The 23,911-nt window shown below is 67.5% G+C and carries 24 protein-coding genes and 1 other annotated feature; of the genes, 12 read left to right on the forward strand and 12 right to left on the reverse strand.

Features of this window, described 5'->3' with window-relative positions:
• Positions 1-25 precede the first annotated feature (25 nt).
• From nth to DEH84_RS04375, 9 genes are all read right to left on the reverse strand, one after another.
• On the reverse strand, positions 26-676 hold the full coding sequence (nth, locus tag DEH84_RS04335; protein ID WP_109035098.1) for an endonuclease III: 651 nt from the start codon (positions 674-676) through the stop codon (positions 26-28).
• An 81-nt stretch (positions 677-757) separates the two neighbouring features.
• On the reverse strand, positions 758-1,294 hold the full coding sequence (locus tag DEH84_RS04340) for a TPM domain-containing protein (protein WP_109035100.1): 537 nt from the start codon (positions 1,292-1,294) through the stop codon (positions 758-760).
• Positions 1,295-1,338: 44 nt separating this feature from the next.
• The gene (locus tag DEH84_RS04345; RefSeq protein WP_109035102.1) at positions 1,339-2,310 is read right to left on the reverse strand and encodes a TPM domain-containing protein; all 972 of its coding nucleotides are present in this window, start codon (positions 2,308-2,310) and stop codon (positions 1,339-1,341) included.
• 8 nt (positions 2,311-2,318) lie between these two features.
• Positions 2,319-2,927 carry a LemA family protein gene (locus tag DEH84_RS04350; RefSeq protein WP_425429005.1) on the reverse strand — a complete coding sequence of 203 codons (609 nt, stop codon included), beginning with the start codon at positions 2,925-2,927 and terminating at the stop codon, positions 2,319-2,321.
• A gap of 149 nt (positions 2,928-3,076) precedes the next feature.
• Positions 3,077-3,295, reverse strand: coding sequence for a hypothetical protein (locus DEH84_RS04355; RefSeq protein ID WP_109035104.1), 219 nt, complete (start codon positions 3,293-3,295; stop codon positions 3,077-3,079).
• Between the two features lie 134 nt (positions 3,296-3,429).
• Positions 3,430-4,158 carry a PEP-CTERM sorting domain-containing protein gene (locus DEH84_RS04360; RefSeq protein ID WP_109035106.1) on the reverse strand — a complete coding sequence of 243 codons (729 nt, stop codon included), beginning with the start codon at positions 4,156-4,158 and terminating at the stop codon, positions 3,430-3,432.
• 43 nt (positions 4,159-4,201) lie between these two features.
• Positions 4,202-7,084 carry an ExeM/NucH family extracellular endonuclease gene (locus DEH84_RS04365; protein ID WP_281262559.1) on the reverse strand — a complete coding sequence of 961 codons (2,883 nt, stop codon included), beginning with the start codon at positions 7,082-7,084 and terminating at the stop codon, positions 4,202-4,204.
• Positions 7,085-7,293: 209 nt separating this feature from the next.
• Positions 7,294-7,950, reverse strand: a complete 657-nt coding sequence (gene rsxB, locus DEH84_RS04370) for an electron transport complex subunit RsxB (RefSeq protein WP_109035110.1) — start codon at positions 7,948-7,950, stop codon at positions 7,294-7,296.
• A 59-nt stretch (positions 7,951-8,009) separates the two neighbouring features.
• Entirely contained in the window at positions 8,010-9,266 is a 1,257-nt protein-coding gene (locus tag DEH84_RS04375; RefSeq protein ID WP_109035112.1) for a polyhydroxyalkanoate depolymerase, read from the reverse strand.
• A gap of 324 nt (positions 9,267-9,590) precedes the next feature.
• On the opposite strand from DEH84_RS04375, the gene DEH84_RS04380 reads away from it, so the two are divergent.
• Entirely contained in the window at positions 9,591-11,093 is a 1,503-nt protein-coding gene (locus DEH84_RS04380) for a galactose oxidase early set domain-containing protein (protein WP_159098856.1), read from the forward strand.
• Positions 11,094-11,181: 88 nt separating this feature from the next.
• Here the strand turns inward: DEH84_RS04380 and DEH84_RS04385 are convergent, their stop codons facing one another.
• Both DEH84_RS04385 and DEH84_RS04390 read right to left on the reverse strand, forming a co-directional pair.
• Positions 11,182-11,838 (reverse strand): PEP-CTERM sorting domain-containing protein, encoded by a 657-nt coding sequence (locus DEH84_RS04385; protein ID WP_109035116.1) that lies wholly within the window; start codon positions 11,836-11,838, stop codon positions 11,182-11,184.
• A 32-nt stretch (positions 11,839-11,870) separates the two neighbouring features.
• Positions 11,871-14,078 (reverse strand): PhoX family protein, encoded by a 2,208-nt coding sequence (locus DEH84_RS04390; protein ID WP_109035118.1) that lies wholly within the window; start codon positions 14,076-14,078, stop codon positions 11,871-11,873.
• Between the two features lie 165 nt (positions 14,079-14,243).
• On the opposite strand from DEH84_RS04390, the gene DEH84_RS04395 reads away from it, so the two are divergent.
• From DEH84_RS04395 to DEH84_RS19230, 11 genes are all read left to right on the forward strand, one after another.
• Positions 14,244-15,800, forward strand: coding sequence for an alkaline phosphatase family protein (locus DEH84_RS04395; RefSeq protein ID WP_218929758.1), 1,557 nt, complete (start codon positions 14,244-14,246; stop codon positions 15,798-15,800).
• Positions 15,784-16,230, forward strand: a complete 447-nt coding sequence (locus DEH84_RS04400) for a hypothetical protein (RefSeq protein WP_109035120.1) — start codon at positions 15,784-15,786, stop codon at positions 16,228-16,230. Before DEH84_RS04395 ends, DEH84_RS04400 begins: the two co-directional genes overlap by 17 nt.
• Positions 16,231-16,461: 231 nt before the next feature.
• On the forward strand, positions 16,462-17,184 hold the full coding sequence (locus DEH84_RS19065; RefSeq protein ID WP_159098857.1) for a hypothetical protein: 723 nt from the start codon (positions 16,462-16,464) through the stop codon (positions 17,182-17,184).
• A 208-nt stretch (positions 17,185-17,392) separates the two neighbouring features.
• A protein-coding gene (locus DEH84_RS04405) for an IS3 family transposase (protein ID WP_109034349.1) occupies positions 17,393-18,618 on the forward strand; the annotation gives its coding sequence in 2 pieces (ribosomal slippage) (positions 17,393-17,678 and positions 17,678-18,618; 1,227 coding nt in all).
• Positions 17,668-17,784: a sequence feature (AL1L pseudoknot), on the forward strand. Its footprint overlaps the gene before it by 117 nt.
• Before the next feature lie 96 nt (positions 18,619-18,714).
• Complete coding sequence (locus tag DEH84_RS04410) at positions 18,715-19,071, forward strand: DUF1304 domain-containing protein (RefSeq protein ID WP_109035122.1); 357 nt, start codon at positions 18,715-18,717, stop codon at positions 19,069-19,071.
• Between the two features lie 46 nt (positions 19,072-19,117).
• The gene (locus tag DEH84_RS04415; RefSeq protein WP_109035124.1) at positions 19,118-19,528 is read left to right on the forward strand and encodes a hypothetical protein; all 411 of its coding nucleotides are present in this window, start codon (positions 19,118-19,120) and stop codon (positions 19,526-19,528) included.
• Entirely contained in the window at positions 19,525-20,154 is a 630-nt protein-coding gene (yfcF, locus tag DEH84_RS04420; protein WP_109035126.1) for a glutathione transferase, read from the forward strand. The genes DEH84_RS04415 and yfcF overlap by 4 nt, the downstream gene beginning before the upstream one ends.
• Before the next feature lie 153 nt (positions 20,155-20,307).
• Complete coding sequence (locus DEH84_RS04425) at positions 20,308-21,363, forward strand: hypothetical protein (RefSeq protein WP_159098858.1); 1,056 nt, start codon at positions 20,308-20,310, stop codon at positions 21,361-21,363.
• A gap of 36 nt (positions 21,364-21,399) precedes the next feature.
• Positions 21,400-21,906, forward strand: coding sequence for a hypothetical protein (locus DEH84_RS04430; RefSeq protein WP_109035130.1), 507 nt, complete (start codon positions 21,400-21,402; stop codon positions 21,904-21,906).
• 5 nt (positions 21,907-21,911) lie between these two features.
• On the forward strand, positions 21,912-22,325 hold the full coding sequence (locus DEH84_RS04435) for a hypothetical protein (RefSeq protein ID WP_109035132.1): 414 nt from the start codon (positions 21,912-21,914) through the stop codon (positions 22,323-22,325).
• A gap of 35 nt (positions 22,326-22,360) precedes the next feature.
• Positions 22,361-22,531, forward strand: coding sequence for a hypothetical protein (locus tag DEH84_RS19230; RefSeq protein ID WP_170119669.1), 171 nt, complete (start codon positions 22,361-22,363; stop codon positions 22,529-22,531).
• A gap of 92 nt (positions 22,532-22,623) precedes the next feature.
• On the opposite strand, the gene DEH84_RS04440 is transcribed toward DEH84_RS19230, so the two are convergent.
• A complete protein-coding gene (locus tag DEH84_RS04440) occupies positions 22,624-23,823 on the reverse strand; it encodes an amino acid aminotransferase (protein ID WP_109035134.1) in 1,200 nt (399 codons plus the stop codon).
• Positions 23,824-23,911: the final 88 nt, after the last annotated feature.

Here is a 23,911-nt window from a genome sequence, read left to right on the forward strand (position 1 = left end):
CCGGCCCGCTGCCGGCGCGGCGGTCTTACTGACCGCTCGCTGGCGACGGTGTCTTGGGCTTGTGGTGGCACCACGTGGCCACACTGCATTCCCAGCAGCGCGGCTTGCGGGCCTGGCACACATAGCGCCCGTGCAGGATCAGCCAGTGGTGCGCGTGCACCATGAACTCGGCCGGCACACGCTTGAGCAGCTTGAGTTCGACTTCCAGCGGCGTCTTGCCGATGGCCAGCCCCGTGCGGTTGCCCACGCGGAAGATGTGGGTGTCGACCGCCATGGTCGGTTCGCCGAAAGCCACGTTCAGCACCACATTGGCTGTCTTGCGACCGACACCGGGCAGCGCCTCCAGCGCCTCGCGGCTGCGGGGGACCTCGCCGCCGTGCTGTTCGATCAGCATGCGGCAGGTCTCCAGCAGGTGCTTCGCCTTGCTCTTGTACAGGCCGATCGTGCGGATGTACTCACACAGCCCGTCCAGACCCAGATCGAGGATGGCCTTCGGCGTGTTGGCCACCGGGAAGAGCCGGGCCGTGGCCTTGTTGACGCCCACGTCCGTGGCCTGCGCCGACAGCAGCACCGCGGTGAGCAATTCGAACGGCGTGCTGTAGACCAGCTCGGTCTCGGGGTGCGGGTTGGCGGCCTGCAGGGTCGCGAAAAACGGCTGGATCTCGGCCAGCTTCATGGGCGTGGTCATCGGGGATGGCGGCGGGGCAGACGGGACAGATCGGAGGCGGGTCGGATTGTGCCTGCTGCGCCGCGCACATCACAGGATGACGACGGCATCCGGCAGTTCGTTGTCGTCGGCGTCGCCCTCGATGCGCGGGTAGTGGGTTCGCAGCAGGGCACCCACGGTGTTCACCGCCTGCAGCAGGCCGGCTTCCCACTGCCCGCCGTGCAGGGCCTCGCCGAGGCTGTCGGCCAGGGTGCGCCAGGTCTCGGGCGGCACCTTGTCGGCCAGGCCGCGGTCGGCCAGCACTTCGATGCGGTGCTCGGCCAGCAGCAGGTAGATCAGCACGCCGTTGTTCTGCGCGGTGTCCCACACACGCAGCAGGCTGAACAGCTCGATGGCCCGCGCGCGGGGGGACACCGCACGGCCGGGGCGCTGGAGCCCCAGCCCGCCTTCGATGCACAGGCGCAGTTCACCGCGGTGGCGGCTTTCGCTCTCGCGCACCGCGGCTTCGAGTCGCTGCACGGCGGCGGGCGGCAGGCGGCGTTTCACGCTGCGGGCGTCCAGCCAGGCGTGGCCCCACCAGCGGGCCAGGGGCGAGGGCAGCAGGGCGGGTTGTGAGGAATGCGTCATGGCAGAAGGGCTGGAAGGGTTTGCAAGGTGTCGGCGCACAGGGCTTACCAGCGGCCCGAGGCGCCGCCGCCGCCAAAGCTGCCGCCGCCGCCGGAGGACCAGCCGCCTCCTCCGCCACCGCCGCCCGACCAGCCGCCGCCGAAGCCGCCAGGCCAGCCGCCGCGCGTTCCGCGACCACTGGAGAAGGCGACGCCCAGCATCATGGCGAGCACCACCCCCACCAGGCCCAGCAGCAGGCTGCCGGTCACGAGCCACACCAGGACGCCGCCGACGCCGCCGGTGGCCAGCGTGCCGAGGGTCTTGCCCAGCAGGGCGCGCAGCACGCCGCTCACGAAAGGAACGATGAACAGGCCGAACACCACCAGCATGTTGGGGTCGACCTGTTGGCCCCGCTGTGACGCGCCGGCTTCAGGCAGGGGCAGGTTCTCGCCGCGCACCCGGGCCTGCAGATGGTCCACGGCCTGGGTCAGCCCGCCGGCAAAGTTGCCCGCGCGGAAGGCCGGCACGATCACCCCATCGATGATGCGATAGGCGGCCAGATCGGGCACCGCGCCCTCAAGGGCGCGCGCCACCTCGATGCGCACGGTGCGGTCGTTCTTGGCCACCACGAGGAGCAGGCCGTCGCCCACTTCGCGCCGCCCGATCTTCCATTGGTCGGCCACACGATGCGCGTACGCGGCGATGTCTTCCGGGTGGGTGGTGGCCACGACGAGCACCGCCATCTGCGTGCCCCGCTCGCGCTCGAAGCGCAGCAGCTTGTCGGTCAGCCCGGCCAGCTCGGCGGCGCTCAGCGTGCCGGTCTGGTCGATCACGGGCGCCGTCAGCGCGGGCACGGTCTGCAGGCCATCCTTCCCGACCGTTGCGGGCTTGGCTGCGGGCGGCAGGTCGGCGCCATGCACCGTGACCTCGGGCAGGGCACTCGCCGGGGCGGCGGCAGGCGCTGCCTGCACGGCACCGGTCAGCAGGCCGAGCACGAGGGTGGCGGTGGTCAGCCCGGTCCGTACGAGGGCTTGCATGGCACCGCTCACTTGGTGCCGAAGTCGACCTTGGGCGGCGTGGTGATCTGGGCCTCGTTCGGCACCGGCATCGGCGGCTTGGCCTCGTAGCCGAAGACCTTGGCCGTCAGGTTGGTGGGAAAGCTGCGCGCCAGCACGTTGTACTCCTGCACCGTCTGGATGTAGCGGTTACGGGCCACGGTGATGCGGTTCTCGGTGCCTTCAAGCTGCACGCGCAGATCCTGAAAGCCCTGGTTGGCTTTCAGATTGGGGTAGTTCTCGGTGACGACCAGCAGGCGCGACAGCGCGCCGGACAGCTCGCCCTGGGCCTGCTGGAACTTGCTGAAGGCCTCGGGGTTGTTGATGAGCTCGGGGGTGGCCTGGATGCTGGTGGCCTTGGCACGGGCCTCGACCACTTTGGTCAGCGTTTCCTGCTCGAAGTTGGCCTCGCCCTTGACGGTGGCCACCACGTTGGGAATGAGGTCGGAGCGGCGCTGGTACTGGTTGAGCACTTCGGACCAGGCGGCCTTGCTCTGTTCGTCCAGGCGCTGAAAGTCGTTGTAGCCGCAGCCGCTGAGCTGCAGTGCCAGCGCCCCTGCGGCGAGGGCGAATGCCGGGCGGCGCCAGCGGGTGAACACGGAAGCGGAATCGAGTGAGGTGTGCACGGACAAGGTTCCTTCCTGGCGGGCCCCCTGGCCCGCAACCTGAACACCATGATGCACCGGATGGACGCCCCGCAGGGCGAACCCGGTCAAACTGGCGGCAGGTTTTGCCAGCCGGGCCCGCTTCAGTAGGCGGCCATGGCCAGCGGCCCGCAGGAGAGCACCTGGTGGCTGCGCGAGCGGGGGTAGCGATCCCGCACGATCTGGATGGCGCCCATGGGCGTGTCCGCCATCACCTTCAGCACGCGTTTCACGGCCTGGTGAGAGGGGTTGATGACCACAAGGGTCGACACCTCGAAGAGGCGCAGGGCAGGTTCAATCGCAAGGTTCATCAAGGCGCGCATGGGTTCACTCCACTTCGTGCGGGCGACGGCGCAGAGGCCGCCCACCCCGATAGCATGCATATTGCGGGCCAGCAATGACAGCGGAATGACCCCCGATCCCGGGTAAACCTGCGTAAACCCGGGTGCCTTTCGGCTTATTGGCCGTCTTGACGGCGCCGACGGGCGCACGCCACCACGCCCAGGCCGGCCAGCAGCAGGGCGACACTTTCCGGCTCGGGCACCGCCGGTGTGAGCGCCAGGTTCTGCACGGCCAGCACGCTGGTGCCGTCGAAGCTGTTGAGGTCGGTGAGGACCACGCCGATGCGCACGGCGCCCGTCTGGGTGAAGGTGTGGCTGACGTGTTGCAGGCCGAAATCCAGCCAACCGCCTTGCAGCGTGCCGGTGCCCGAGGTGTCGCCCAGACGGACGATGTCGTGGCCGATCACCAGCCAGGCGGCGTCGAACGTGGGCAGCGGGCCCGTGGCCAGTTGGCCGAACAGGCGCCAGTCGAAGTGCAGCGTGTCGCCCGCGCGGACGTCGACGGTGGCGAGGGCGGCTGCGCCTTCGTAGGCGTATGCCGCCTTGTCCATGTCGTCGAACGCATCGCCGGGCAGGCCCATGCCGTGCGTCAGGGTGGCCACGTCGGCGGCGGCCGTGCCGCTCAGGTTCAGGGCGCCAGCGGTCAACGGGGCGTCGTCTTCATACAGCGTGCTGGCCGTGCCGAGCAGCAGGGCGGGGCTGCCGAGGTCGATGGCGCCCAGGGCCGGGGCCTGGGCCACGTCGCCGAGGGTCAGCACGCCGCTGACGGGGGCGGCCATGGCCGGGGTGACCAGGGCGATGGCCGCGGTGGCCACGAGGGCGCGGAGGAAGGGGATGGTGTACATGGTGTGGGTGCCTGGGGCAGGTCGGGTCGTTCAGGAAGAGGGCTCACTGGATCAGGTCACGCGCGGGCACGATCTGGCCGGCCGTCACGCCGCGCAGCATGACCAGGGGCCGCGCGGCGGCCGGGCCGGCCGGGCCGTCGGTGTCGATGCGGATCTGGGCGCCCGAGGCGGTGTCGACGATCTGTACGCGGCCGCTGGCTACGGCATCCGTGCCCGTGGCGCCGACGGTGGCGAGCAGGGCACTCAGGTCGATGCGGTCGGTACCCGGGGCAAAGTCGGTGATGGTGTCGAGGGCGTCGCGCAGGCTGGCGTAGGCGAACACGTCGCGGCCAGCACCACCGGTCAGCATGTCGGCGCCTTCGCCGCCGGTCAGTCGGTCGTCGCCAGCCGTGCCCACCAGCGTGTCACCACGGGTGCTGCCGTTGATGGCCTTGACCAGGTTCAGGCCGATGAGCACCGGGTCGTGGTCGGACGAGCGGTAGGGCGTGGCGCTGTAGAGGTCGACGCTGCAGCTGGTTTCGGTGCTGACGTAGCAGCCGGCCGTGGCGCTCGGGCGCTTGAAGTTGCGCTCGTAGTCGATGATGCTGGGCTCGTCGGCGTTGATGTGCCAGTGGGCCACACCGGTGACGAGGTGGGTGGCGTTCGACAGGGCGTGGTCGAGCGAGCCGGCTTCGCCGTCGAACACGTACGAATAGTGCTGGCTGCCCTCGAAGGCCTCGCTGAGGTTGACCAGACCGGCGGCGGTCAGCACCTCCACCGGGTCTTCCTTGCCGTAGGCATTCAGGTCGCCGATCACGACCACATCGGTGTCACCGGCCGTGGCGGTCACGGTCTGCATGAAGGCGAGCAGGCGGCTGGCCTGTTCCACGCGCTTGCCGTTCCAGCAACCCTGGCCGTCGCCGGCATCGGCGTTGTCGGCATCACTGGAAGACGGGCAGCTGCCCTTGGACTTGAAGTGGTTGACCAGCACGCTGAACTTCTCGCCATTGGGGGCGGCGAAGGTCTGGGCCAGCGTGGGGCGGCTGTTGACTTCGTGCGTGTCGCTCAGCGGGGCGCCGGCGGGCGTCACGGCGGCGGGCTTGTAGATCATGGCCAGGCGGATGGCGTCCGTGCCCGTGCCTGCGGCGGGCAGGGCAATGCTGGCGTAGGCGTTGGCGCCCACCTCGGCATTCAGCGCATCGACCAGGTTCTGCACGGCGGTGTTGCCGTTGTTCTGGATCTCCATCAGGCCGACGACGTCGGCGTTCAGCGCGGCCAGGGCCTTCACGATCTTGGTGCGCTGGCGCAGGAACTCGTCGAGGTTGTCTGCACCACGGCAGTTGCTGGCCGACACCGTGCCGCCCAGCGTGCAGCCCTGGCCGGTCTGGCCGGATGCCGTCTGGCCATTGGTGAAGGTGGTGAAGTAGTTCAGCACGTTGAAGCTGGCCACCTTGACGTTGCCTCCGACGGCGGCCGGTGCGGTCGTGCGCACGTTGGCGCGGGTGAAGTTCACCGGCTGCGTCGGGTGGATCTTGTAGCTGGCCAGACCGGTGTTGCTGCTGGTGCTCAGGCCGAAGTCGATGACGCCGGTCAGGCTGTCCACCGTGTCGCCGGCGCGCAGCGTGTTGTCGGCGCCGATGTAGGGCGTCTTCGCGGGGTTCTGCGCGCTGGTGCCGTCGTCCAGCAGGATCTGGCGTTGCGCGTTGCTCGCGGCCATGGCCAGGGCATCCGCCGAGCCCGGGCGGTGCACGTTCGTGGGCTTGATCAGCCGGCCCTGGGCCGACAGCGTGACCTGGCCGAAGCGGCCCTGGAAGTAGTTCTGCGAGGCCGTGAGCTGCGTGTCGATCGTGACCAGCATGCCCTCGTGGGCCTCGAGTTGGGCGCTGGTGGCCGGCAGGGTCAGCACGGTGGGGATGACCTGCTGGTTCTCGCCGACCACGGTGATGGCCGAGGGGCTCGTGAGCTGCGTGACCGTGCGGGTGGCCGTGGCCGGGTTGCCGGCCGCGCCGGTGTTGAACTCGGCCACGGTGCCGCTCAGCGTGATGGCGTGGCCGACGCTGACAGTGGGCGCCGAGCTGGTGAACACGAAGATGCCGTCCGAGGTGTCGGGCTGGCCGTCACCCGTGGGGTCCTGCAGGTAGAAGCCGTTGTTCAGCAGCTTGGTGACCACGCCGCGCGTGCTGACCTTCTTGCCGACCAGCGGGCTGGTGGCGCCGTTGCCCTGGATCTGCGGGATCGTGACCGACTGGGCATCGGTGCCCGTGCCACCACCCGTGCCGCCGCCCGTGCCGCCCCCGGTGCTGCCACCGCTGCAGGTCTTCAGCGCGGTGCCGCTGTGGCGGGGCAGCGGTGTGCCAGTCGCGAAGTCGCTGGCGTTGACGTTGGTGTCGGTGCAGCCGTCGGTGGCGCGCAGCAGGGCCAGCGTGGTGCTGGCCGTCGGGGCGGCTGCACTGCCTTCGTAGAAGTTCGCCGCGCCATAGCCCACCAGATCCATGATCAGGCCCAGCTGCGCGGTGCTGCACGCGGCGCTGCCGCCGTTGCAGGCCAGGCCGCTGGGGCTGTTGACCAGGGCCACCTTGCCGCCCGAGGCGCTGAGGTTCGGCCCGCTGGTGGGCGAGAAGTCGGCTGCCACGGGCAGTGCGGCGCCGAGCGTGCTGGTGGTGGGCAGGCTGACCAGGTAGTACTGGCCGGGTTGCACCGACACGCCAGGCAGGGCCAGCACGCTGTTGGAGGCGAAGGTGCCCGTGCCGGTGGCCGAGGCGTACTGCAGCGACAGGCCGGCGAGGCTGACGGGCGCGGTGCCGGCGTTGAACAGCTCGACGTAGTCGTTGCGGAAGGTGGGGGCGCCGCTGGTGGCCGCACCACCGCCATACACTTGGCTGATGACCAGGCCGCTGGACGAGGCGTGGGCCAGGCCGGCCAGGCCCAGCAGGATCGCGGCGCTCAAGGGCCGCAGGGTTGAGCAGGGCAGGGAGGGAATACGGAACATCTTGTACCTCAGCACGGAAAGTGGCTGAAGTCTGGCGGGGCACTGTGGCACCGCCATGGGGTGGTGTGGCCCTCGATGTGATCCGTTCGGCTCATGGTGCATGACGGCGGGCACCGCACGCACCGGAATCCGGACGCTGGGTGCGCCCCGCCCTGCAAGCCGGGGGGTCAGCTGCCCTGTCTGCGGGCCCGGGCGCGGGCCAGGGCCGCTTCGATGGCAGCCCGTTTGCTGTCGAGCACCACCGGGTCGGTCAGGCGCGACTCTTCGGCCAGATGGGCCAGCTTGTGCTCGGCCTTGGCGAGCATCCGCGCGTCGTGCTCGACCTTCTCACGCTGCAGGCGCACGGTGCGGCGCTCGTACCGGGTGCGCGCGGCGTCGGCCTGCTGCGGTGTCCAGGCAGCCCAGCCGGTCGGTTCGGGGGCGGGGTGTGCGGGCTCCAGGCTGATGCAGTCAACCGGGCACACGGGAATGCACAGCTCACAGCCGGTGCAGTCGGCTTCGATCACGGTGTGCAGGTGCTTGTTCGTGCCGATGACGGCATCAACCGGGCAGGCCTTGATGCACAGCGTGCAGCCGATGCACCAGGCCTCATCGATGACGGCCAGCCGCAGCGGGCCTTCCTCACCGTGCACGGGGTTCAGCGGCTTGACCGGCAATCCGGTGGCCGCGGCCAGTCGGGCCACGCCTTCGGCGCCGCCGGGCGGGCACTGGTTGATGTCGGCCTCGCCCGCGGCAATCGCGCGGGCGTAGCTGGCACAGTCGGGGTAGCCGCAGCGCGTGCATTGCGTCTGCGGCAACAGGGCGTTGATCCGGTCGGCATCCATGGTGGCGCCGCAGTCTACAGCCCCTGGGCACCGCCGCGCGCTGGCGGCGGCGTCCGGCCTCACTTGTTGTGGGCGAGGATGAAGCTGCGGATCTCCGGATAGGCCATCTCGCGCCAGCGGCGGCCCGAGAAGATGCCGTAGTGGCCGGCCCCAATGACGTCGTAGTGCTTCTGGTTGCTGGACGGGATGCCGGTGCACAGCTCGTGCGCGGCGCGGGTCTGGCCGGCGCCCGAGATGTCGTCCAGCTCGCCTTCCACCGTCAGGAGCGCCGTGGTCTTGATGTCGGCCGGCTTGACCAGTTCGGGCTCGCCCTGGGGGTTGCGCACCATCCACGTGCCATTGACCAGCGCAAAGTCCTGGAACACCGTCTTGATGGTGTCGAGGTAGTACTCGGCCGGCATGTCGAGCACGGCGTTGTACTCGTCGTAGAAGACGCGGTGGGCGTCGGCGCTTTCCTCGTCACCGCGCACCAGGTCCAGGAAATAATCGTAGTGCGAGTTGGCGTGGCGGTCGGGGTTCATGGCCACGAAGCCCGTGTGCTGCATGAAGCCCGGGTACACGCGGCGGCCGGCGCCCGGGTAGTTCTGAGGCACCCGGTAGATCACGTTGTTCTCGAACCATTCGAACGACTTGTTCATCGCCAGGTTGTTCACCGCGGTCGGCGACTTGCGTGCGTCGATCGGGCCGCCCATCATCGTCATGGTGCGCGGGGTGGTCTCACCGCGGCTGGCCATCAGCGAGATCGCAGCCAGCACGGGCACCGTAGGCTGGCACACCGAGATCACGTGCACGTCCGGCCCGATCTTGCGGATGAACTCCTGCACGTAGTTGATGTAGTCATCGAGGTGGAACTCGCCGCTCTCCAGCGGCACCATGCGGGCGTCCACCCAGTCGGTGATGTAGACCTTGTGGTCCTGCAGCAGCGTGCGCACGGTGTCGCGCAGCAGCGTGCTGTGGTGGCCCGACAGCGGCGCGACCACCAGCACCGAAGGCTGAGCGCGCAGTTTTTCCAGCAGCGCGCCGTTGTCGGTGAAACGCTTGAAGCGCAGCAGGCGGCAGAAGGGCTTGGCCTCGACCACCTGCTCCTGGATCACGACGTCCGTGCCGTGCACGTTCACCTTGTTGATGTTGAACTCGGGCTTCTCGTATTCCTTGGTGAGGCGGTGCACCAGATCGAAGCCGGCCGCCACGCGCTGGGCGACGGGCAAGTGGGCCATCAGCGACAGCGGGTGGCTGTACAGCTTGGACGCCGCGCTCGCAAATTCGGAGAAGGGGCTGATCCAGGCGCGCTGGGTTTCGTAGATCTGATAGAGCATGGTCTTACCTCTGGTCGATGGCGGCGCATCTTTGTGAGACGCATCAGGCACCGGACGATTCAATTGGTGCACTGCAGCATAGCGTACTTCTCCCCATCGTGACACGGGTGCAATTCCCTTGAGACCGTCAGGAAGACCGCGCTCACCGTGCATTTTTCAGTTTGCTGCGGGTTTAACGCGGGATCGAGTGGTCGCGTTTCCTTCCCCTGGGTGAGGGGAATGCCCCCCACAGACGGGCAGTGCAACAGCGCGTGACGGTGGTGAGGACACGTTCGCCTCCCTACCATGGGTTGCAAATGGGCAAACCAAGGGAGAAATCACGTCATGCCTGCAGCCTCAGCCGTCTTTCGTCGCACTCCGCGCCCCGCGCACCGTCTGCTGGCCGTGGCGCTGGCGGCGGCGAGCGTGGCCGGGGTCGCCCGCGCCGACGACGCCTACCTCAAAGGCCGCTTCGACCCGGTCGTGAACTGGCCGCTCATTCCGATCCACGTGGTGCTGATGCCCGATGGCCGGGTGCTGAGCTACGGCACCGACGGCAAGGGCAACCAGACCGGCCAGTTCATCTACGATGTCTGGGACCCTGCCAAGGGCGCGGACGCGGCCTCGCACCTCACGCTGCCCAACACCACCGGCACGGACACCTTCTGCAGCGGCCAGTCGGTGCTGCCGTACAGCGGCGCGGTGCTGCTGACCGGGGGCGACAAGACCGTCAACGGTGTGCGCAACTACTCGGTCAACGACGTCAACCTGTTCGACCCGGCCCGCACGACCCTGTACTCGGCCAACCAGCCCATGGCCTTTCTGCGCTGGTATCCCACGGTGCTGACCACCGCACAGGGTGAGGTGCTGGTGCTCGGTGGCCGGGCCGACCCGAACACCCCCGTGCCCACGCCCGAGGTCTATACCGAGGGCCGCGGCTGGCGCACCCTGAGCACTGCCGTCAGCGATGATGCCTACGGGGCCCGCAACTGGAGCTACCCGCGCGCCTGGCAGGCGCCCAACGGCAAGGTCTTCGTCGACACCATCTGGGGTGGCACGTTCTTCCTCAGCGCGGCGGGCACCGGTTCGGTGGCCCGCACGCCGCTCACGCTGTCGGCCACCGATTACTACCTGCCTGCGGTGATGTACCGGCCGGGGCGCATCCTGTCGCTGCGCACGCTCAACAAGGCCGTGGACATCGACCTCACGGCGGCCACGCCCAAGGCCACCACCGTGCGGGGCGTGGGCCAGGACCGTTTCCATGGCTCGGCCACGGTGATGGCCGACGGCAAGGTGTTCGTCAGCGGCGGCTCGTTCGTGACCAACGTGGCCTGGGGCGTGGCCTACGCCGCCAAGATCTGGAACCCGGACACCCGTGCGTGGGCCACGGCTGCCACGGCCAAGCGCATGCGGCTGTATCACTCGGTGTCGATGCTGCTGCCCGACGGGCGCGTGCTCACGGGAGGCGGCGGTGCACCCGGCCCGCAGACCAACCTCAATGCCGAAATCTACAGCCCGCCCTACCTGTTCGAGCGCAACATCAGCGGCCGGCTGGCCGTGCGCCCCGTCATCACCGCCATGCCGGCCACCGCGGCCTTCGGCAGCACGCTGACCGTCGGCACCAACGTCACGGGCGTCAGCAAGGTCACGCTCGTGCGCACCGGCTCGGCCACCCACACGGTGGATTTCGATCAGCGCCTCGTGCCGGTTTCGCACACCACCAGCGGCACGACGGTCAACGTGACGATGCCGTCCGACCCGAACCTGGCGCCACCGGGGTACTACATGCTGTTTGTGTTCAACAGCGCGGGTGTACCGTCTGTGGCCAAGGTGCTGCGTCTGGGCTGACGTTGCCCTGACGCGCAAAAGGAAAGGGGCCTGCAAGCGGGCCCCTTGTCACGTCACGGCAGGCTCAGAGAATGAGCCTGCTGGCCGTTCAAGCCGTGCGGCGACGGCGCGCCACCAGACCGGCCACGCCCAGGCCAGCCAGGGCCAGCGCGGTGGTGGTGGGCTCGGGCACGGCGGCGATGGTCAGGTTGTCGACCACGAAGCTGCCGTTGACCAGGCCAAAGCCGTAGATGTCGGCCTGGGCGCGGTGGAAGCCCACGAACACGCCTTCGTCGTAGCCATCGGCCGCGGTGTTGGGCGAGACGCTGAAGCTCTCGATGGTGTTGCCGTCCATGTCATAGGCCACCACCAGCATGCTGTTGTTGGTCTTGCCATAGCCCTGGAACTGGTTCACAAAGGCACCCACCGACGACACGGGGGCGGCGAAGCTGAAGCCCACTTCGCCACGCGGGGTGGTGAAAGCGGTCGACACGAAGTGACCGTCGTGGTCGGGGGTGCTGGCAAAGCCCGTCCACAGGCCGTTGTCGCCCAGGTCGAAGGCGTTCTGGCCGACCACCACGTTCGGCGTGGCCGTCAGCGTCACGCCGTGGCCCAGGTCCAGCGCGCCGGCGGTCACCAGGCCGTCGAACTCGTTGAACGTGATCACGGTGCCGGCGAACGTGGCGGTGGGGGCGACGATGGACGCAGCGTGCGTCGACAGGGAGGCGGCCAGCAGGGCGGCCGCAGCCAACAGTTTGGAAGTCATGTGCAAACTCCGGTTGATGTGCAAGGGAGGGATCACGAGCCGATCACGCCGCCGTCGTCCTTGGTGATGACCACCACGGACGAACGCGGGCGGCCAGCGGGCAGCGGGGTCACGCCATCGGCCTCGACCGTCCACTGGTTCTGCGGCCAGTTCGAGAACTGCGTCGGGTTGGCTGCGGTGCTGTCTTCGCCCGGGTGCTGAACGCCCACGAACATGGTCTTGCCGTCCGGGGTCATGGTCACGCCGGTCACTTCGCACTTGTTCGGGCCCGTCAGGAAGCGGCGGGTCTCGCCAGTGTTCGGGTCACAGCACACCATCATGTTGCCGCCGATGTGGGCGAAGTCGCCCGAGCCATCGCCGATCTGGTCGGTCTGCACCCACAGGCGGCCGAACGGGTCGAACCACAGGCCGTCCGGTGCACCGTAGTCGGCGCTGCCGTTGGGGGTGTCGACGATGTTGCCGACGTAGTTGGCGGCATTCGACTTGGTGGTCTGCGTGTCGCCGGCCTGGGCAAACAGGTCCCAGTTGAAGCGGGTGGCGCGCACGGTGCGGCCGGCTTCGCGCCAGCGGATGATGTGGCCGTAGACGTTGTCGGCGCGCGGGTTGGCGGCGTCCACCGGCGGGCGGGCCGAGGCGGCGGCCGTCGAGCCATCGGCGGCGTTGGCCGAGGCGGTGTTGGTGCCGCGACGGTTGTTGTTCGTCAGCGTGCAGTACACCTCGACTTCCTGGAAGCCGTTGATGCGCGGACGGGCGCCCGTCCACTCGGGGCGGTCCATCATCGTGGCGCCCACGGCGTCGGCGGCCATGCGGGTCTTGATCAGGATCTTGGCCTGCACTTCGGCGTCGCTGGCGCCCGCGAAGTTCGGGTTGTCGCGCAAGGCCTTGCCGTCCACGCCCAGGGTGTCGGGCGTCAGGGCCAGCCACTGGCCGTTCAGGTCGCTGTCGAAGCGCGCCACGTACAGCGTGCCGCTGTCCAGCAGGTCGCGGTTGGCGGCCTTGTTCGTCGGGTTGAACTTGCCCGCGCACACGAACTTGTAGATGTACTCGTTGCGCTCGTCGTCACCCATGTAGAAGGCAACGTTGTTGTCGGCGTCCACCACGTACTGGGCGCTCTCGTGCTTGAAGCGGCCCAGGCCGGTGCGCTTCACTGGCGCGGCGGTCGGGTTGAACGGATCGATCTCGACCACCCAGCCGAACAGGTGCGGCTCGTTCGGGTTGGTGTTGACGTCGAAGCGCGGGTCGGTCTCGTGCCAGCGGTAGCCGAAGCCGGCGGCGCTCACGCCATAGCGGCGGTTCAGCTTGCCGATCTCGGTGGTGGCGCTGGTGTCCACGGCCGTGGTGCTGCCGAAGTTGCCGTTCCAGTTCTCTTCACACGTCAGATAGGTGCCCCACGGGGTGATGCCGTGGGCGCAGTTGTTGATCGTGCCGTAGGCCGTGAAGCCGTCCAGCATGCGGCCGGTGGGCACCGAGGCGCCATCGGTGATCGTGAACTCCTTGCTGCGCATCAGCGGGTGGCCGGCGGCCGGGCCCGAAACGCGGGCCTTGGTGTTGGCGGTGATGCGACGGCCGTAGGGCGAGTTCTTCACCACGCTCCACTTGCCGTTCACGCGGCGGGCTTCCAGCACCGACACGCCGTGTGCGGCCTGCGATTTGCGGGTCTTGGCGATGCTGTAGCCGGTGCCGACCTGGCCGTCGGGGAACAGCACTTCTTCGTGCGTGTACTCGTTGTTCACGCACAGCACGCCGCGATCGCTCGAAGGCAGGCCGTTGGCGCCGGTGAACGGGAAGAAGTGCATGCCGTCGTTGTGCATGCCGAACTGCTTGAGCTGCTGGGCGGCGGTTTCGCGGGCGTCACCGGCGAAGGCGGTGCCGCCGGGCATGATCGGGTCGCCCCAGGCCACGAACACCTGGGCGCTGTAGCCCGCCGGCACGGTGATGCGGTCGATCACCGAGGTGGCCACGCCGCCCTGGGCCACGTTGGCCGCGCGGGTGTTGGCCGGCACCGATTCAAAGCCGATGCCCGGGAAGCCGACGCTGGCCGGCACCGGGGCTGCCTGTACCGACGACACCAGGCCGCCCAGGGTCAGGCCGCCGGCCGAAGCCAGCGCGGTGGCGCCCATGCCGCTCTTGACGATGAACTGGCGGCGGCTGGTGTCAACGTGGGCGATGACGTCAAGAATCGACGGCGAGGCCGACTCGGCCAGCGTCACGTCGTTCGTCGGATGGGAAGCACCCTTCATGTGGATCTCCGGTGGGGGTTGAGCAGAAGCAGCTCACTATCCCCAGCGGCCGTGACACGGTCGCTTACACCTTACGGCCGCCTGTGATCCGAACGGGCCATTCGGGCTGCCATGCGGAATGCGACCCCTCGATCCCGGGGGCACCCCGCCGCTAACATCGCCTGCATGAGCCCGAACCGCACCCTGCCTGTCGCGCTGGCCGCCTGCCTGGCCACCACCCTCGCCGCATCCTCGATGGCCGCGCCCCCGGTCGTCCAGGGCCCTGAATCCGTGGCCGACTGGCATGCCGCCGGCGCCCGCTTCATCCAGCAAGGCCACCGGCTGAAGCCCATCACCGGCCGCGCCCGCAACGTCATCCTGTTCGTGGGCGATGGCATGGGCATCTCGACCCAGACCGCCGCGCGCATCCTGGAAGGCCAGCAACGCGGCCAGCCCGGCGAAGAAAACCGCCTGGCCTTCGAGACCTTCCCGTACTCGGCCCTGTCGAAGACCTATGCGTGGGACCAGCAGACGCCCGATTCGGCCCCGACCATGACGGCGCTGATCACGGGCTACAAGACGCGCGAAGGCATGCTGTCCGTCAACCACCTGACGCCGCGCAACGCCTGCGACGCCAGCGTGGTGGCGGCCCACGCTGTGCCGAGCCTGCTTGAAATGGCGGCCGCGCGCGGCAAGGCCACCGGCATTGTCTCGACCGCGCGCCTGACGCACGCCACGCCGGGCGCCACCTATGCCCACACCGCCGCGCGCGACTGGGAATCCGATGCCGAAGTGGCGGCCGCCTGCCCAGGCCACGCCACCCCGGTGAAGGACATTGCCCGCCAGCTGATCGAAGCGCCGCCCGCCGTGCGCCAGAACCTGAAAGTGGCCCTGGGCGGCGGCCGCAGCATGTTCATGCCCCGCGGCGTGGCCGACCCCGAATACGCTGCGCGCACCGGCCGCCGCCTGGACGGCCGCGACCTGACCGCCGAATGGGTGCAGACCCGCGGCCCCGGCGCCCGCTACATCTGGAACCGCGCCGGCTTCGACGCGCTGGACGTGCGGCACACCGGCCCCGTGCTGGGCCTGTTCGAGCCCTCGCACATGCAGTACGAGGCCGACCGCCCCACCGACCCGGCCGGCGAGCCCTCGCTGGCCGAGATGACCGAGAAGGCCATCCGCCTGCTGCAGCGTGAACGCCGTGGCTACTTCCTGATGGTGGAAGCCGGCCGCATCGACCACGCCCACCACGCCGGCAACGCCCGCCGCGCGCTGCAGGACACCATTGCCCTGTCAGACGCCGTGCGCCGCGCGATGGCGCTCACGCGCGAGGCCGACACCCTCATCGTCGTCACGGCCGACCACAGCCACACCTTCACGATGGCCGGCTACCCGCACCGCGGCAACGACATCCTGGGCCTGGTCAAAGGCGTGCCCGACGAAGACGGCCAGCCCCCCACCGTGACCCTGGCCGACGACGGCAAGCCCTACACCACGCTGGGCTACCAGAACGGCCCCGGTGTGACCCCGGCCACGCTGGCCGCCGGCGCCCGGCCCGACCTGAGCCGGGTGGACACCACCGCGCTGCACTTTTTGCAGCAGGCTGCCGTGCCGCTGCAATCGGAAACCCATGGCGGCGAAGACGTGGCCATCTGGGCGCGCGGACCGCGGGCCCACCTGGTGCGCGGCAGCATGGAGCAGAACTGGGTTTTTCACGTGATGCGCGATGCGTTCGGGTTCTGACGCCGTGCGCCGGCTGGCCCGGGCGCTGTGCATGGCGTGGGCGCTGGGCGCGCCCGCCGCGTGGGCCGATGACACCGTGGTGCTGAGCCGCGGCGACACCGCCGAAGTGTGGCGGCGGGATGCGCGCGGCGAGGTCACGCTGGAGCGCGTGTTCCATGCCGACCGGGCGGTGGTGCATTACTCCGCCGGGGAATTGCGTGCCCTGGGTGTGCAGGTGGATTGGGTGCGCCTGCAGGCGGTGGGCAAGCAGGGGGCACCGGTGAATATGCAGGGGCCGCCGTGGCGGGATGTGGCCGTGTACCGGCAATTGGATGCCGCCGATTTTGGCGACATGCTGAAAGACCCGGTGGTGCGCAAAGCCAGCCGGCTGGATGTGGGGGCAGGGTGGCGGGTGGAACACGGGCACGAACACGCGGGGCCCGGGGAGTGAGGGTGGCTGTTTGGGTGATGGACAGGTGGGGTGGCGGTTTTTAGGATGGGGAGTTGGGGTGTGGGTTAGGTGGGCTAAGAGAGGGAGGGAAGGGGGATGAGGGCGGCCAAGTTGTTGTGTTTGAGGCGTTTGGCGCGTTGGGCGAGTTCTGCGCTTTTGGCTTTGGCCAACGCGGGTGTGGGCGCTAGGTTGCCTAATTCGCAGTTAGCCATTTCTCAAACAGGAGCGTCAATGAAGAAGATCGGCCCCACTGAGATCATGTCATTAGTCAAGCAAATTCAAGCGAATAGGGATGTACTATTTGATGAAAAATTAAAACTTGGCAATGGAGTCTATGCAGCACAAGATTTCGAGCGGGACGCAAGACTCACAGTCTATTCAAAGCTCATAAATTCCTGCAACAGCCTTCAGCTTGCGCTCACTCTCATGTCTTCCAATCTAATGAATCTAGACTGGTGGAAGGCAATTGCAAGAAGCCCCATCCCCGAACCGGATGTGGCGATTTATGTAAAAGAATTCGATTCCTTTTCAAAAATCGGCTTCGTCCAATCCATTTTCTCGGCCATTGAGAGTTCATTGCGAATTTATCTTCGCGCGCTCGCACCTTCAGCGTGCTCAAATGGAACATCGGAATTCAAGTCCATATATGAATGCTTATTCAAAACCCAACTTAGCGCCGAGCCAGCGGATGGAGTTGTATTGCTTGACTTGCTGAGAAATGTGCGCAACACTATTCATAACAATGGTGTATTTTTCAACAAGGCCGCCACCAATCAATCCATTTCATGGAAGGGCAAGCAGTTTTTATTTGAATACAGCAAGCCCGTAGACTTCGTAACTTGGGATTTTTTACTTGAAGTCGTAACTGCCCTTGAGAAAATGATTGGCGAAATTGTAAATGACAGCAAACTAACCAGCATTACAACAGGCATTATTGACCCGTACGCACCATAGTATGCCCCGCAAAATGGCTAACTGGGCGTTCAACGCGGACGCCAACATGGGCCATCGCTTCGCGATTTTGATGGCCCATTTTGGTGCCCTACGCACTACGGGCTCCGGCGCCGGTTAACTTGTAGTTAGGCAAAGCCCCCCCCCCCCCCCCCCCCTGAACCGCCCCGGCTTTGAAGGAGGCTCCCTCGTTTGAGATGATGGAGCCAAGATGAGAAGTTCGAAGTATTCCCCCGAGGTTCGCGAGCGCGCGGTGCGCATGGTGCTGGAGCACCGAGATGAGCACCCGTCACAGTGGGCGGCCATCGAGTCCATCGCCGGCAAGATCGGTTGCACGGCGCAGACGCTGGACAATTGGATCAAGCAGCACGAGCGCGACCACGGCCTGCGCGGTGGGCCGACGACGGCGGAAGCGCAGCGCATCAAAGATCTCGAGCGCGAGGTGCGCGAACTGCGCAAGGCCAACGAGATTCTGAAGCTGGCCAGCGCGTTTTTCGCCCAGGCGGAGCTCGACCGCCGCATCAAGTCCTGAAGGCGTTCGTCGACCGGCATCGCCAAGAATTCGGGGTCGAGTCGATCTGCCGCGTGCTGCAGATCGCCCCGTCGGCGTACTGGCGGCACGCGGCCTGTCAACGCGACCCGGCGCTGCTGTGCCGACGCAGCTTGCGCGACGCTGAACTGGCGCCGCAGATTCGTCGCGTGTGGCAGGCGAACTTCGGGGTCTACGGTGCCGACAAGGTCTGGCACCAACTGCGTCGAGAAGGCATCGACATCGCGCGCTGCACCGTGGAGCGCTTGATGCGCCAGCACGGCCTGCAGGGAGTTCGCCGAGGCAAGCGACAGCGCACGACGGTGCCTGACCCGAAGGCGCCATGCCCGTTGGATCGTGTGAATCGGCAGTTCAAGGCCGACCATCCGAACCAGCTGTGGGTCACCGACTTCACCTACGTCTCGACGTGGCAAGGCTGGGTCTACGTGGCCTTCGTGATCGACGTGTTCAGCCGTCGGATCGTCGGTTGGCGCCAGAGCAGCTCGATGCACACGGAGTTCGTCCTCGACGCTCTGGAACAAGCGTTGTACGCCCGGCGGCCGACCGAGAAGGACGGGCTCATCTGTCATTCCGACAGGGGGTCGCAATACCTGTCGATTCGCTACAGCGAGCGCTTGGCCGAGGCTGGCATCGAACCCTCCGTCGGCAGCCGCGGTGACAGTTACGACAACGCGCTGGCCGAGACGATCAACGGGCTCTACAAGGCCGAGGTGATTCACCGCCGCGGGCCGTGGAAGACGAAGCAGGCGGTCGAGCTGGCGACGCTGGAATGGGTCGCCTGGTTCAACCACCATCGGCTGATGGCACCCCTGGGCTACAGGCCACCTGCCGAGTTCGAAGACCGATACCATTCCCAACGCGCTAGTCAGGCCGCGATCAACGTCTGACTCAAAGCAACTGGCCTCCGCAGAAGCCGGGGCGGTTCACCGTGCCAATGCGCCGGCGCGTGACCCGGTACCAGATTCCATCAGGGATGACCAACCATGACCATGGCAGCCAACATCGTGACGGCGCTTGTGGCGCTGCTCCATTTCTACTTTCTCGTGCTGGAAATGTTCTTGTGGACAAAACCGGCGGGCCGCAAGGCTTTCAGGCTCAGTGCGGAGCAAGCGGAGGCCACCAAGGTGCTTGCTGCCAACCAGGGGCTGTACAACGGGTTTCTGGCCGCTGGGCTGGTCTGGGGCATTGCGCTGGGCAGCGCAGGCACGTCGGTGAAGCTGTTCTTCCTGGGCTGCGTTCTGATTGCAGGCCTCTACGGCGCCCTGACGGCCAGTCGCAAGATTCTCTTCATTCAGGGCATGCCTGCTGCTGTGGGCATCGCGCTGGTCGTGCTCAGTTGAAGCCGTCCGTTCAGTGCCCGTTTCAATCGTGCGGCAAAGGCAGTGAATGGATGGTGAAACGCTTCTTCGTGTTGGCGCGCTCTGCGTCTTGCTGGCGTCGGCCGAGACCTTGCATGGCATCGTCAGAACCGTGTGGATCACACCCCGCATCGGCAAGGAACGGGCCCTCAAGCTCAGCGCCGTCACCGGGACGATGCTGGCCTTTGCCTTGTGTCTGTGGCAGGTTCCCGGGATTGGCCTTCGCTCGCCCGTGGCGCACCTGGCGTTGGGCCTGGGGTTGTCGCTCTTCATGGCAGCGTTCGATGTGGGCGTGGGCCGCTTGCTGATGCGCAAGCCATGGCGGAAGATCTGGCTGGACTTCGACCCCCGTTCAGGCAACCATCTGCTTTATGGCCTGGTCTGCCTCGGCTTCATTCCGCTGACGATTTCGCTACTGCAATCACGCGTACCACCATGAAACTCTTCATCGATTCGAACCACCTGTCTCCCTACGCCATGTCGGCGTTCGTCGCCCTCCGCGAAAAGGCCATCCCGTTCGAATCGGCGCTGGTCGATCTGCAGCGCGGCGAGCATCTGGCTGCGGGCTATGCCGGCGTCTCCAGCACGCTGCGCGTGCCCACGCTCAGCCACGATGGCTTCAACCTGTCCGAGTCGTCGGCCATCTGCGAGTACCTGGAAGAGGCGTTTCCGGCCACGCCCATCTACCCGGCCAACGTTCAGGATCGGGCCCGGGCGCGCGAGATCCAGGCCTGGCTGCGCAGCGACCTGATGCCCATCCGCTCCGAGCGCACCACCGAGGTGGTGTTTCTGCGCACGCCGGTGCCGCCGCTGTCTGATGAGGCGCGGGCGGCGGCCGAGCGGCTGTTCAAGGCAGCCGATGGCTGGCTGCGCCAGCACGGCAGCACGCTGTTCGGCACATGGTGCATTGCCGACACCGACCTCGCGCTGATGCTGAACCGCCTGGTGCTGGCCGGCGACCCGGTGCCCGAGCACCTGGCCCGTTACGCCACCGAGCAGTGGCAGCGCGCCAGCGTGCAGGAATGGGTCAACACGACCCGCCCTGCCGCGCGCACAACGGGCTGATCGCCACACCCCACTGCCGATCTGCGCCGGGGCTGGGAACGCAGGGCAAGCGCCGTTCCGATGTGCGCCCCTACGGCTAGGGATATCGCCCGCCCGTCCGCTTCCTAAACTCGGTCGGCAGCGGCCGCCATCCCGGCGGCCGAGGGGCACGCGATGACACGAGCATCCTCCAGCGCCTGGCTTCTGCCGGGCCTCATCGCGGGGGGCGCATTGGTGCTCGCCTCCGGCGCGGCCTCCGCCCAGGCGCTGCAAGCCTACGCCGGGGCCGTGGCCGGCGTGGCGCAGGGCACTGGCGCCTTTGCCTGCGCCACCAGCGGCCCCACCATCGGCGACGGCTGGTTTGCCGGCCTCACGATGCCGACGGAGGGCTTTGCGGGCTGCAACCTTCAAGGGGGCATCCAGAACCAGACGGGCACGACGGGCACGCTCACCGCCAGGCAGACTGCGGTGGGGTCGGTCAGCGGGGGCAGCTACACCGGCAGCGCCATGGCCAGGGTGGGGTACTGGAACCTCGGCGCAGCGGCCGAGGGCACCATGACGGGCAGCACATCGGCCTTCACCTACCACCAGTCATCTGCCTTTGCCCGCTTCAGCGTGCCCGTGACGTTGACGAGCAGTGGCATTGCAACCGGCTCGCCCGGGCAGGTCAACTTCCGCTTTCTGGTTGAAGGCCTGATGAGCAGCCTGTCGAACGCGCCTTATACGCAGCAGGGCGATGTGCGCCTTGGCATCCGGGTCAATGGCTCGCCGGCCGGCATCTGGAATGCCTTCATGGGCACGGTGGTGAACGACGGCGAGCCTTACCGGCGCGGCGGTAGCACCGGCCTGCCTGGCGGTTTCGTGACCGCACCGGGCGCGTTCTCTGGCTCGGCAGAGGTCACCAGCACCGCCAATTTCTCGATGCAGTGGGGCGTGCCGTTCGAGGTGGAGGTGGCGCTGCTCACCGATGTGTATCCCTGCTGCCTGGGGGCATCGATCACGTCCGATTTCAGCCAGACGGCGGTGCTGACCGGCATCGAGGCCTACTGGCAGGGCGGCCGGGTGGCGGACTTCACCGGCGCCGACGCGGCGGGCAACGTGCTGGGGCCCAATGGCCTGGCGCCGGTGCCTGAACCGGCCAGCACGGCCCTCGTGGTCAGCGGGCTGGCGTGCGTGGCGGCCATGGTGCGCAGGCAGCGCGGTCGCCGTCCTGCGCTTGGGTGGCGGTGATCCGGCTATGCTTGGGCCGGGTTGTCCCACCAAGCCATGTTTCAACTCCGTACCCGCCGCGATCTGGTCTTGTTCCTCGTCATCTGCACGCTCATCTTCGGCATGGGCTTGCTCTTTCTGGCGCGGCCGCCCCAGCCTCTGCCAGACGACGCCACGGCCTATCGCGCGGTGGGCGGCACCTTGCATGAGGTCACTGTCACCAGCGCAGGCCGGCGCGGCGACTGGGTTCAGTTCCGTGTCGCGAACGACGCGCGCACCTTCGAGCTGAACCACCTGGGTGCCACCGAGCAGGCCGCTTCCTGGCGGCCCGGGCAGACGGCGCTGTCCTTCTACGTGCTGCAACCCGAGGGCGAGCCTGGCGCCGAGCTGCCGGTGCGGGCCTATGGCATGGTGGTGGACGGGCATGCCGGCCGCGCGCTGGCCACCGACATCGCCTCGGCCAACGCCGCCGTCTACCCGTGGGTGGGGTTGTTTCCCCTGGGGCTGGGCTTGCTGGGGTACATCGTGGCTTTCTTTCGCTGGCGGAGCCTGCCTGCCGCCTGAGCCCCATGCGCGTGCTTGCCTACCTCTGGGCGCTGCCCACCACGCTGGTGGGCGCCGTGCTGGCGCTGGTGTGCGTGGCGTTCGGTGCCCGGGCGCGATGGGTGCAGGGCGCGTGCGAGGTCCATGGCGGAGGGATCGGGCGTCTCGTGGCCCGCGCACCGGCGCCGTTCGGCTTCAGCGCGATCACGCTGGGCCACGTTATCCTGGGCGTCAGTGCCGCCGAACTGCGCCGTGTGCGCCGCCATGAGCATGTTCACGTGCGCCAGGCCGAGGTGTGGGGGCCGTTCTTCCTGCCTGCCTATGTGCTGGCCAGCCTGTGGCAGGGGCTGCGTGGCCGGCGCATGTACCTCGACAACCCCTTCGAGCGGCAGGCCTATCGCGCAGAAAGCCGGCCAGACAGGAAGAGCGCACCACCGTAGAATGGGCCGATCGCAGTTCCTCATCGCCCCTTTTTATGAAGCACGCCAGCATCGTTTTCGCCCTGTGCACCGCCGTGGTCGCCCTCAATGGCTGCGCCGTCTACACGCCCAATGCCGCGGTCGTGGTCGACCCGCGTGGCGTGGTGGTGCCGGCAGGGCAGGGGCACCACTGCCCCCCGGGCCAGGCCAAGAAGGGCAACTGCTGAGCAGGCGCTCGGCAAGCCAACAAAAAGGGCTCCCGCGGGAGCCCTTTGTCTTGCTGTGAAGGCGGCCTCGTCAGGCCGCCCACGCAGCCGATTTACATCACGGCCTTGATGGCAGCGGCCACAGCCTTGAGGTTACCGGTGTTCAGCGCGGCCACGCAGATGCGGCCCGAGTCGACACCGTAGATGCCGAATTCGGAGCGCAGACGCTGCATCTGGGCGGCGTTCAGGCCGGAGTAGCTGAACATGCCCTTCTGGCGGGTGATGTAGCTCAGGTCGCCCTGCACGCCGGCGGCGGTCAGTTCGTTGACCAGGGCCGTGCGCATCAGCTTGATGCGGTCGCGCATGCCGGCCAGCTCGTCTTCCCACATGGCGCGCAGCTCGGGCGTGCTCAGCACGGTGGCCACCACCTGGGCGCCGTGCGTCGGCGGGTTGGAGTAGTTGGTGCGGATCACGCGCTTGAGCTGGCTCAGCACGCGGGCGCACTCTTCGGCGGTTTCGCTCACGATGCTCAGGGCGCCGACGCGCTCGCCGTACAGCGAGAAGCTCTTCGAGAACGAGGTGGACACGAAGAAGCTCAGGCCGGCTTCCAGGAACTTCAGCACCACGGCGCCGTCTTCGGCGATGCCATTGCCGAAGCCCTGGTAGGCCATGTCGAGGAAGGCGACCAGGCCCTGGGCCTTGACCACGTTGATGACTTCATCCCACTGGGCGTCGGTCAGGTCGTAGCCGGTCGGGTTGTGGCAGCAGGCGTGCAGCACGACGATGGTGCCGGCGGGCGAAGCCTTCAGCTTGGCCAGCATGCCGTCGAAGTTGATGCCGCGGTTGGCCGCGTCGTAGTACGGGTAGGTATCGACCGGGAAGCCGGCCGATTCGAACAGGGCGCGGTGGTTTTCCCAGCTCGGGTCCGAGATCAGGACGGTGGCATTGGGTTGCAGGCGCTTGAGGAAGTCGGCGCCCAGCTTCAGGCCGCCTGTGCCGCCAATGGCCTGGGCCGTGGCGATGCGGCCGCCCTTGACGGCGGGGTGCTCGGCACCGAACACCAGGCCTTGCACGGCCTTGTCATACGCAGCAATGCCGTCGATGGGCAGGTAGCCGCGGGGCTTCAGGGTCTCGGACATCTGCTTCTCAGCAGCGGCCACGCACTTCAGCAGGGGCAGCTTGCCCTGATCGTCCGTGTAAACGCCCACACCCAGGTTCACCTTGTTGGGGTTGGTGTCGGCATTGAATTGTTCGTTGAGGCCCAGGATGGGGTCACGGGGAGCCATTTCAACGGAAGCGAACAACGAGGCCATGCAAGCAGTCTCCGGTCGGTTGCGGTAATCTGAAGGGTCTTGTCCCGAGGCTTGTGGCCACCTCTGTAACGAAAGAGGAATCGGGCAA

This window comes from Aquabacterium olei (assembly GCF_003100395.1).
Lineage (GTDB): Bacteria > Pseudomonadota > Gammaproteobacteria > Burkholderiales > Burkholderiaceae_C > Aquabacterium > Aquabacterium olei.

Bases quoted from the DNA above. Each gene is read 5' to 3' on its own strand.
- nth (WP_109035098.1), bottom strand. From the start codon at position 676: ATGAAGCTGGCCGAGATCCAGCCGTTTTTCGCGACCCTGCAGGCCGCC.
- DEH84_RS04340 (WP_109035100.1), bottom strand. From the start codon at position 1,294: ATGACGCATTCCTCACAACCCGCCCTGCTGCCCTCGCCCCTGGCCCGC.
- DEH84_RS04345 (WP_109035102.1), bottom strand. From the start codon at position 2,310: ATGCAAGCCCTCGTACGGACCGGGCTGACCACCGCCACCCTCGTGCTC.
- DEH84_RS04355 (WP_109035104.1), bottom strand. From the start codon at position 3,295: ATGCGCGCCTTGATGAACCTTGCGATTGAACCTGCCCTGCGCCTCTTC.
- DEH84_RS04360 (WP_109035106.1), bottom strand. From the start codon at position 4,158: ATGTACACCATCCCCTTCCTCCGCGCCCTCGTGGCCACCGCGGCCATC.
- rsxB (WP_109035110.1), bottom strand. From the start codon at position 7,950: ATGGATGCCGACCGGATCAACGCCCTGTTGCCGCAGACGCAATGCACG.
- DEH84_RS04375 (WP_109035112.1), bottom strand. From the start codon at position 9,266: ATGCTCTATCAGATCTACGAAACCCAGCGCGCCTGGATCAGCCCCTTC.
- DEH84_RS04380 (WP_159098856.1), top strand. From the start codon at position 9,591: ATGCCTGCAGCCTCAGCCGTCTTTCGTCGCACTCCGCGCCCCGCGCAC.
- DEH84_RS04385 (WP_109035116.1), bottom strand. From the start codon at position 11,838: ATGACTTCCAAACTGTTGGCTGCGGCCGCCCTGCTGGCCGCCTCCCTG.
- DEH84_RS04390 (WP_109035118.1), bottom strand. From the start codon at position 14,078: ATGAAGGGTGCTTCCCATCCGACGAACGACGTGACGCTGGCCGAGTCG.
- DEH84_RS04395 (WP_218929758.1), top strand. From the start codon at position 14,244: ATGAGCCCGAACCGCACCCTGCCTGTCGCGCTGGCCGCCTGCCTGGCC.
- DEH84_RS04400 (WP_109035120.1), top strand. From the start codon at position 15,784: ATGCGTTCGGGTTCTGACGCCGTGCGCCGGCTGGCCCGGGCGCTGTGC.
- DEH84_RS19065 (WP_159098857.1), top strand. From the start codon at position 16,462: ATGAAGAAGATCGGCCCCACTGAGATCATGTCATTAGTCAAGCAAATT.
- DEH84_RS04410 (WP_109035122.1), top strand. From the start codon at position 18,715: ATGACCATGGCAGCCAACATCGTGACGGCGCTTGTGGCGCTGCTCCAT.
- DEH84_RS04415 (WP_109035124.1), top strand. From the start codon at position 19,118: ATGGATGGTGAAACGCTTCTTCGTGTTGGCGCGCTCTGCGTCTTGCTG.
- yfcF (WP_109035126.1), top strand. From the start codon at position 19,525: ATGAAACTCTTCATCGATTCGAACCACCTGTCTCCCTACGCCATGTCG.
- DEH84_RS04425 (WP_159098858.1), top strand. From the start codon at position 20,308: ATGACACGAGCATCCTCCAGCGCCTGGCTTCTGCCGGGCCTCATCGCG.
- DEH84_RS04430 (WP_109035130.1), top strand. From the start codon at position 21,400: ATGTTTCAACTCCGTACCCGCCGCGATCTGGTCTTGTTCCTCGTCATC.
- DEH84_RS04435 (WP_109035132.1), top strand. From the start codon at position 21,912: ATGCGCGTGCTTGCCTACCTCTGGGCGCTGCCCACCACGCTGGTGGGC.
- DEH84_RS19230 (WP_170119669.1), top strand. From the start codon at position 22,361: ATGAAGCACGCCAGCATCGTTTTCGCCCTGTGCACCGCCGTGGTCGCC.
- DEH84_RS04440 (WP_109035134.1), bottom strand. From the start codon at position 23,823: ATGGCCTCGTTGTTCGCTTCCGTTGAAATGGCTCCCCGTGACCCCATC.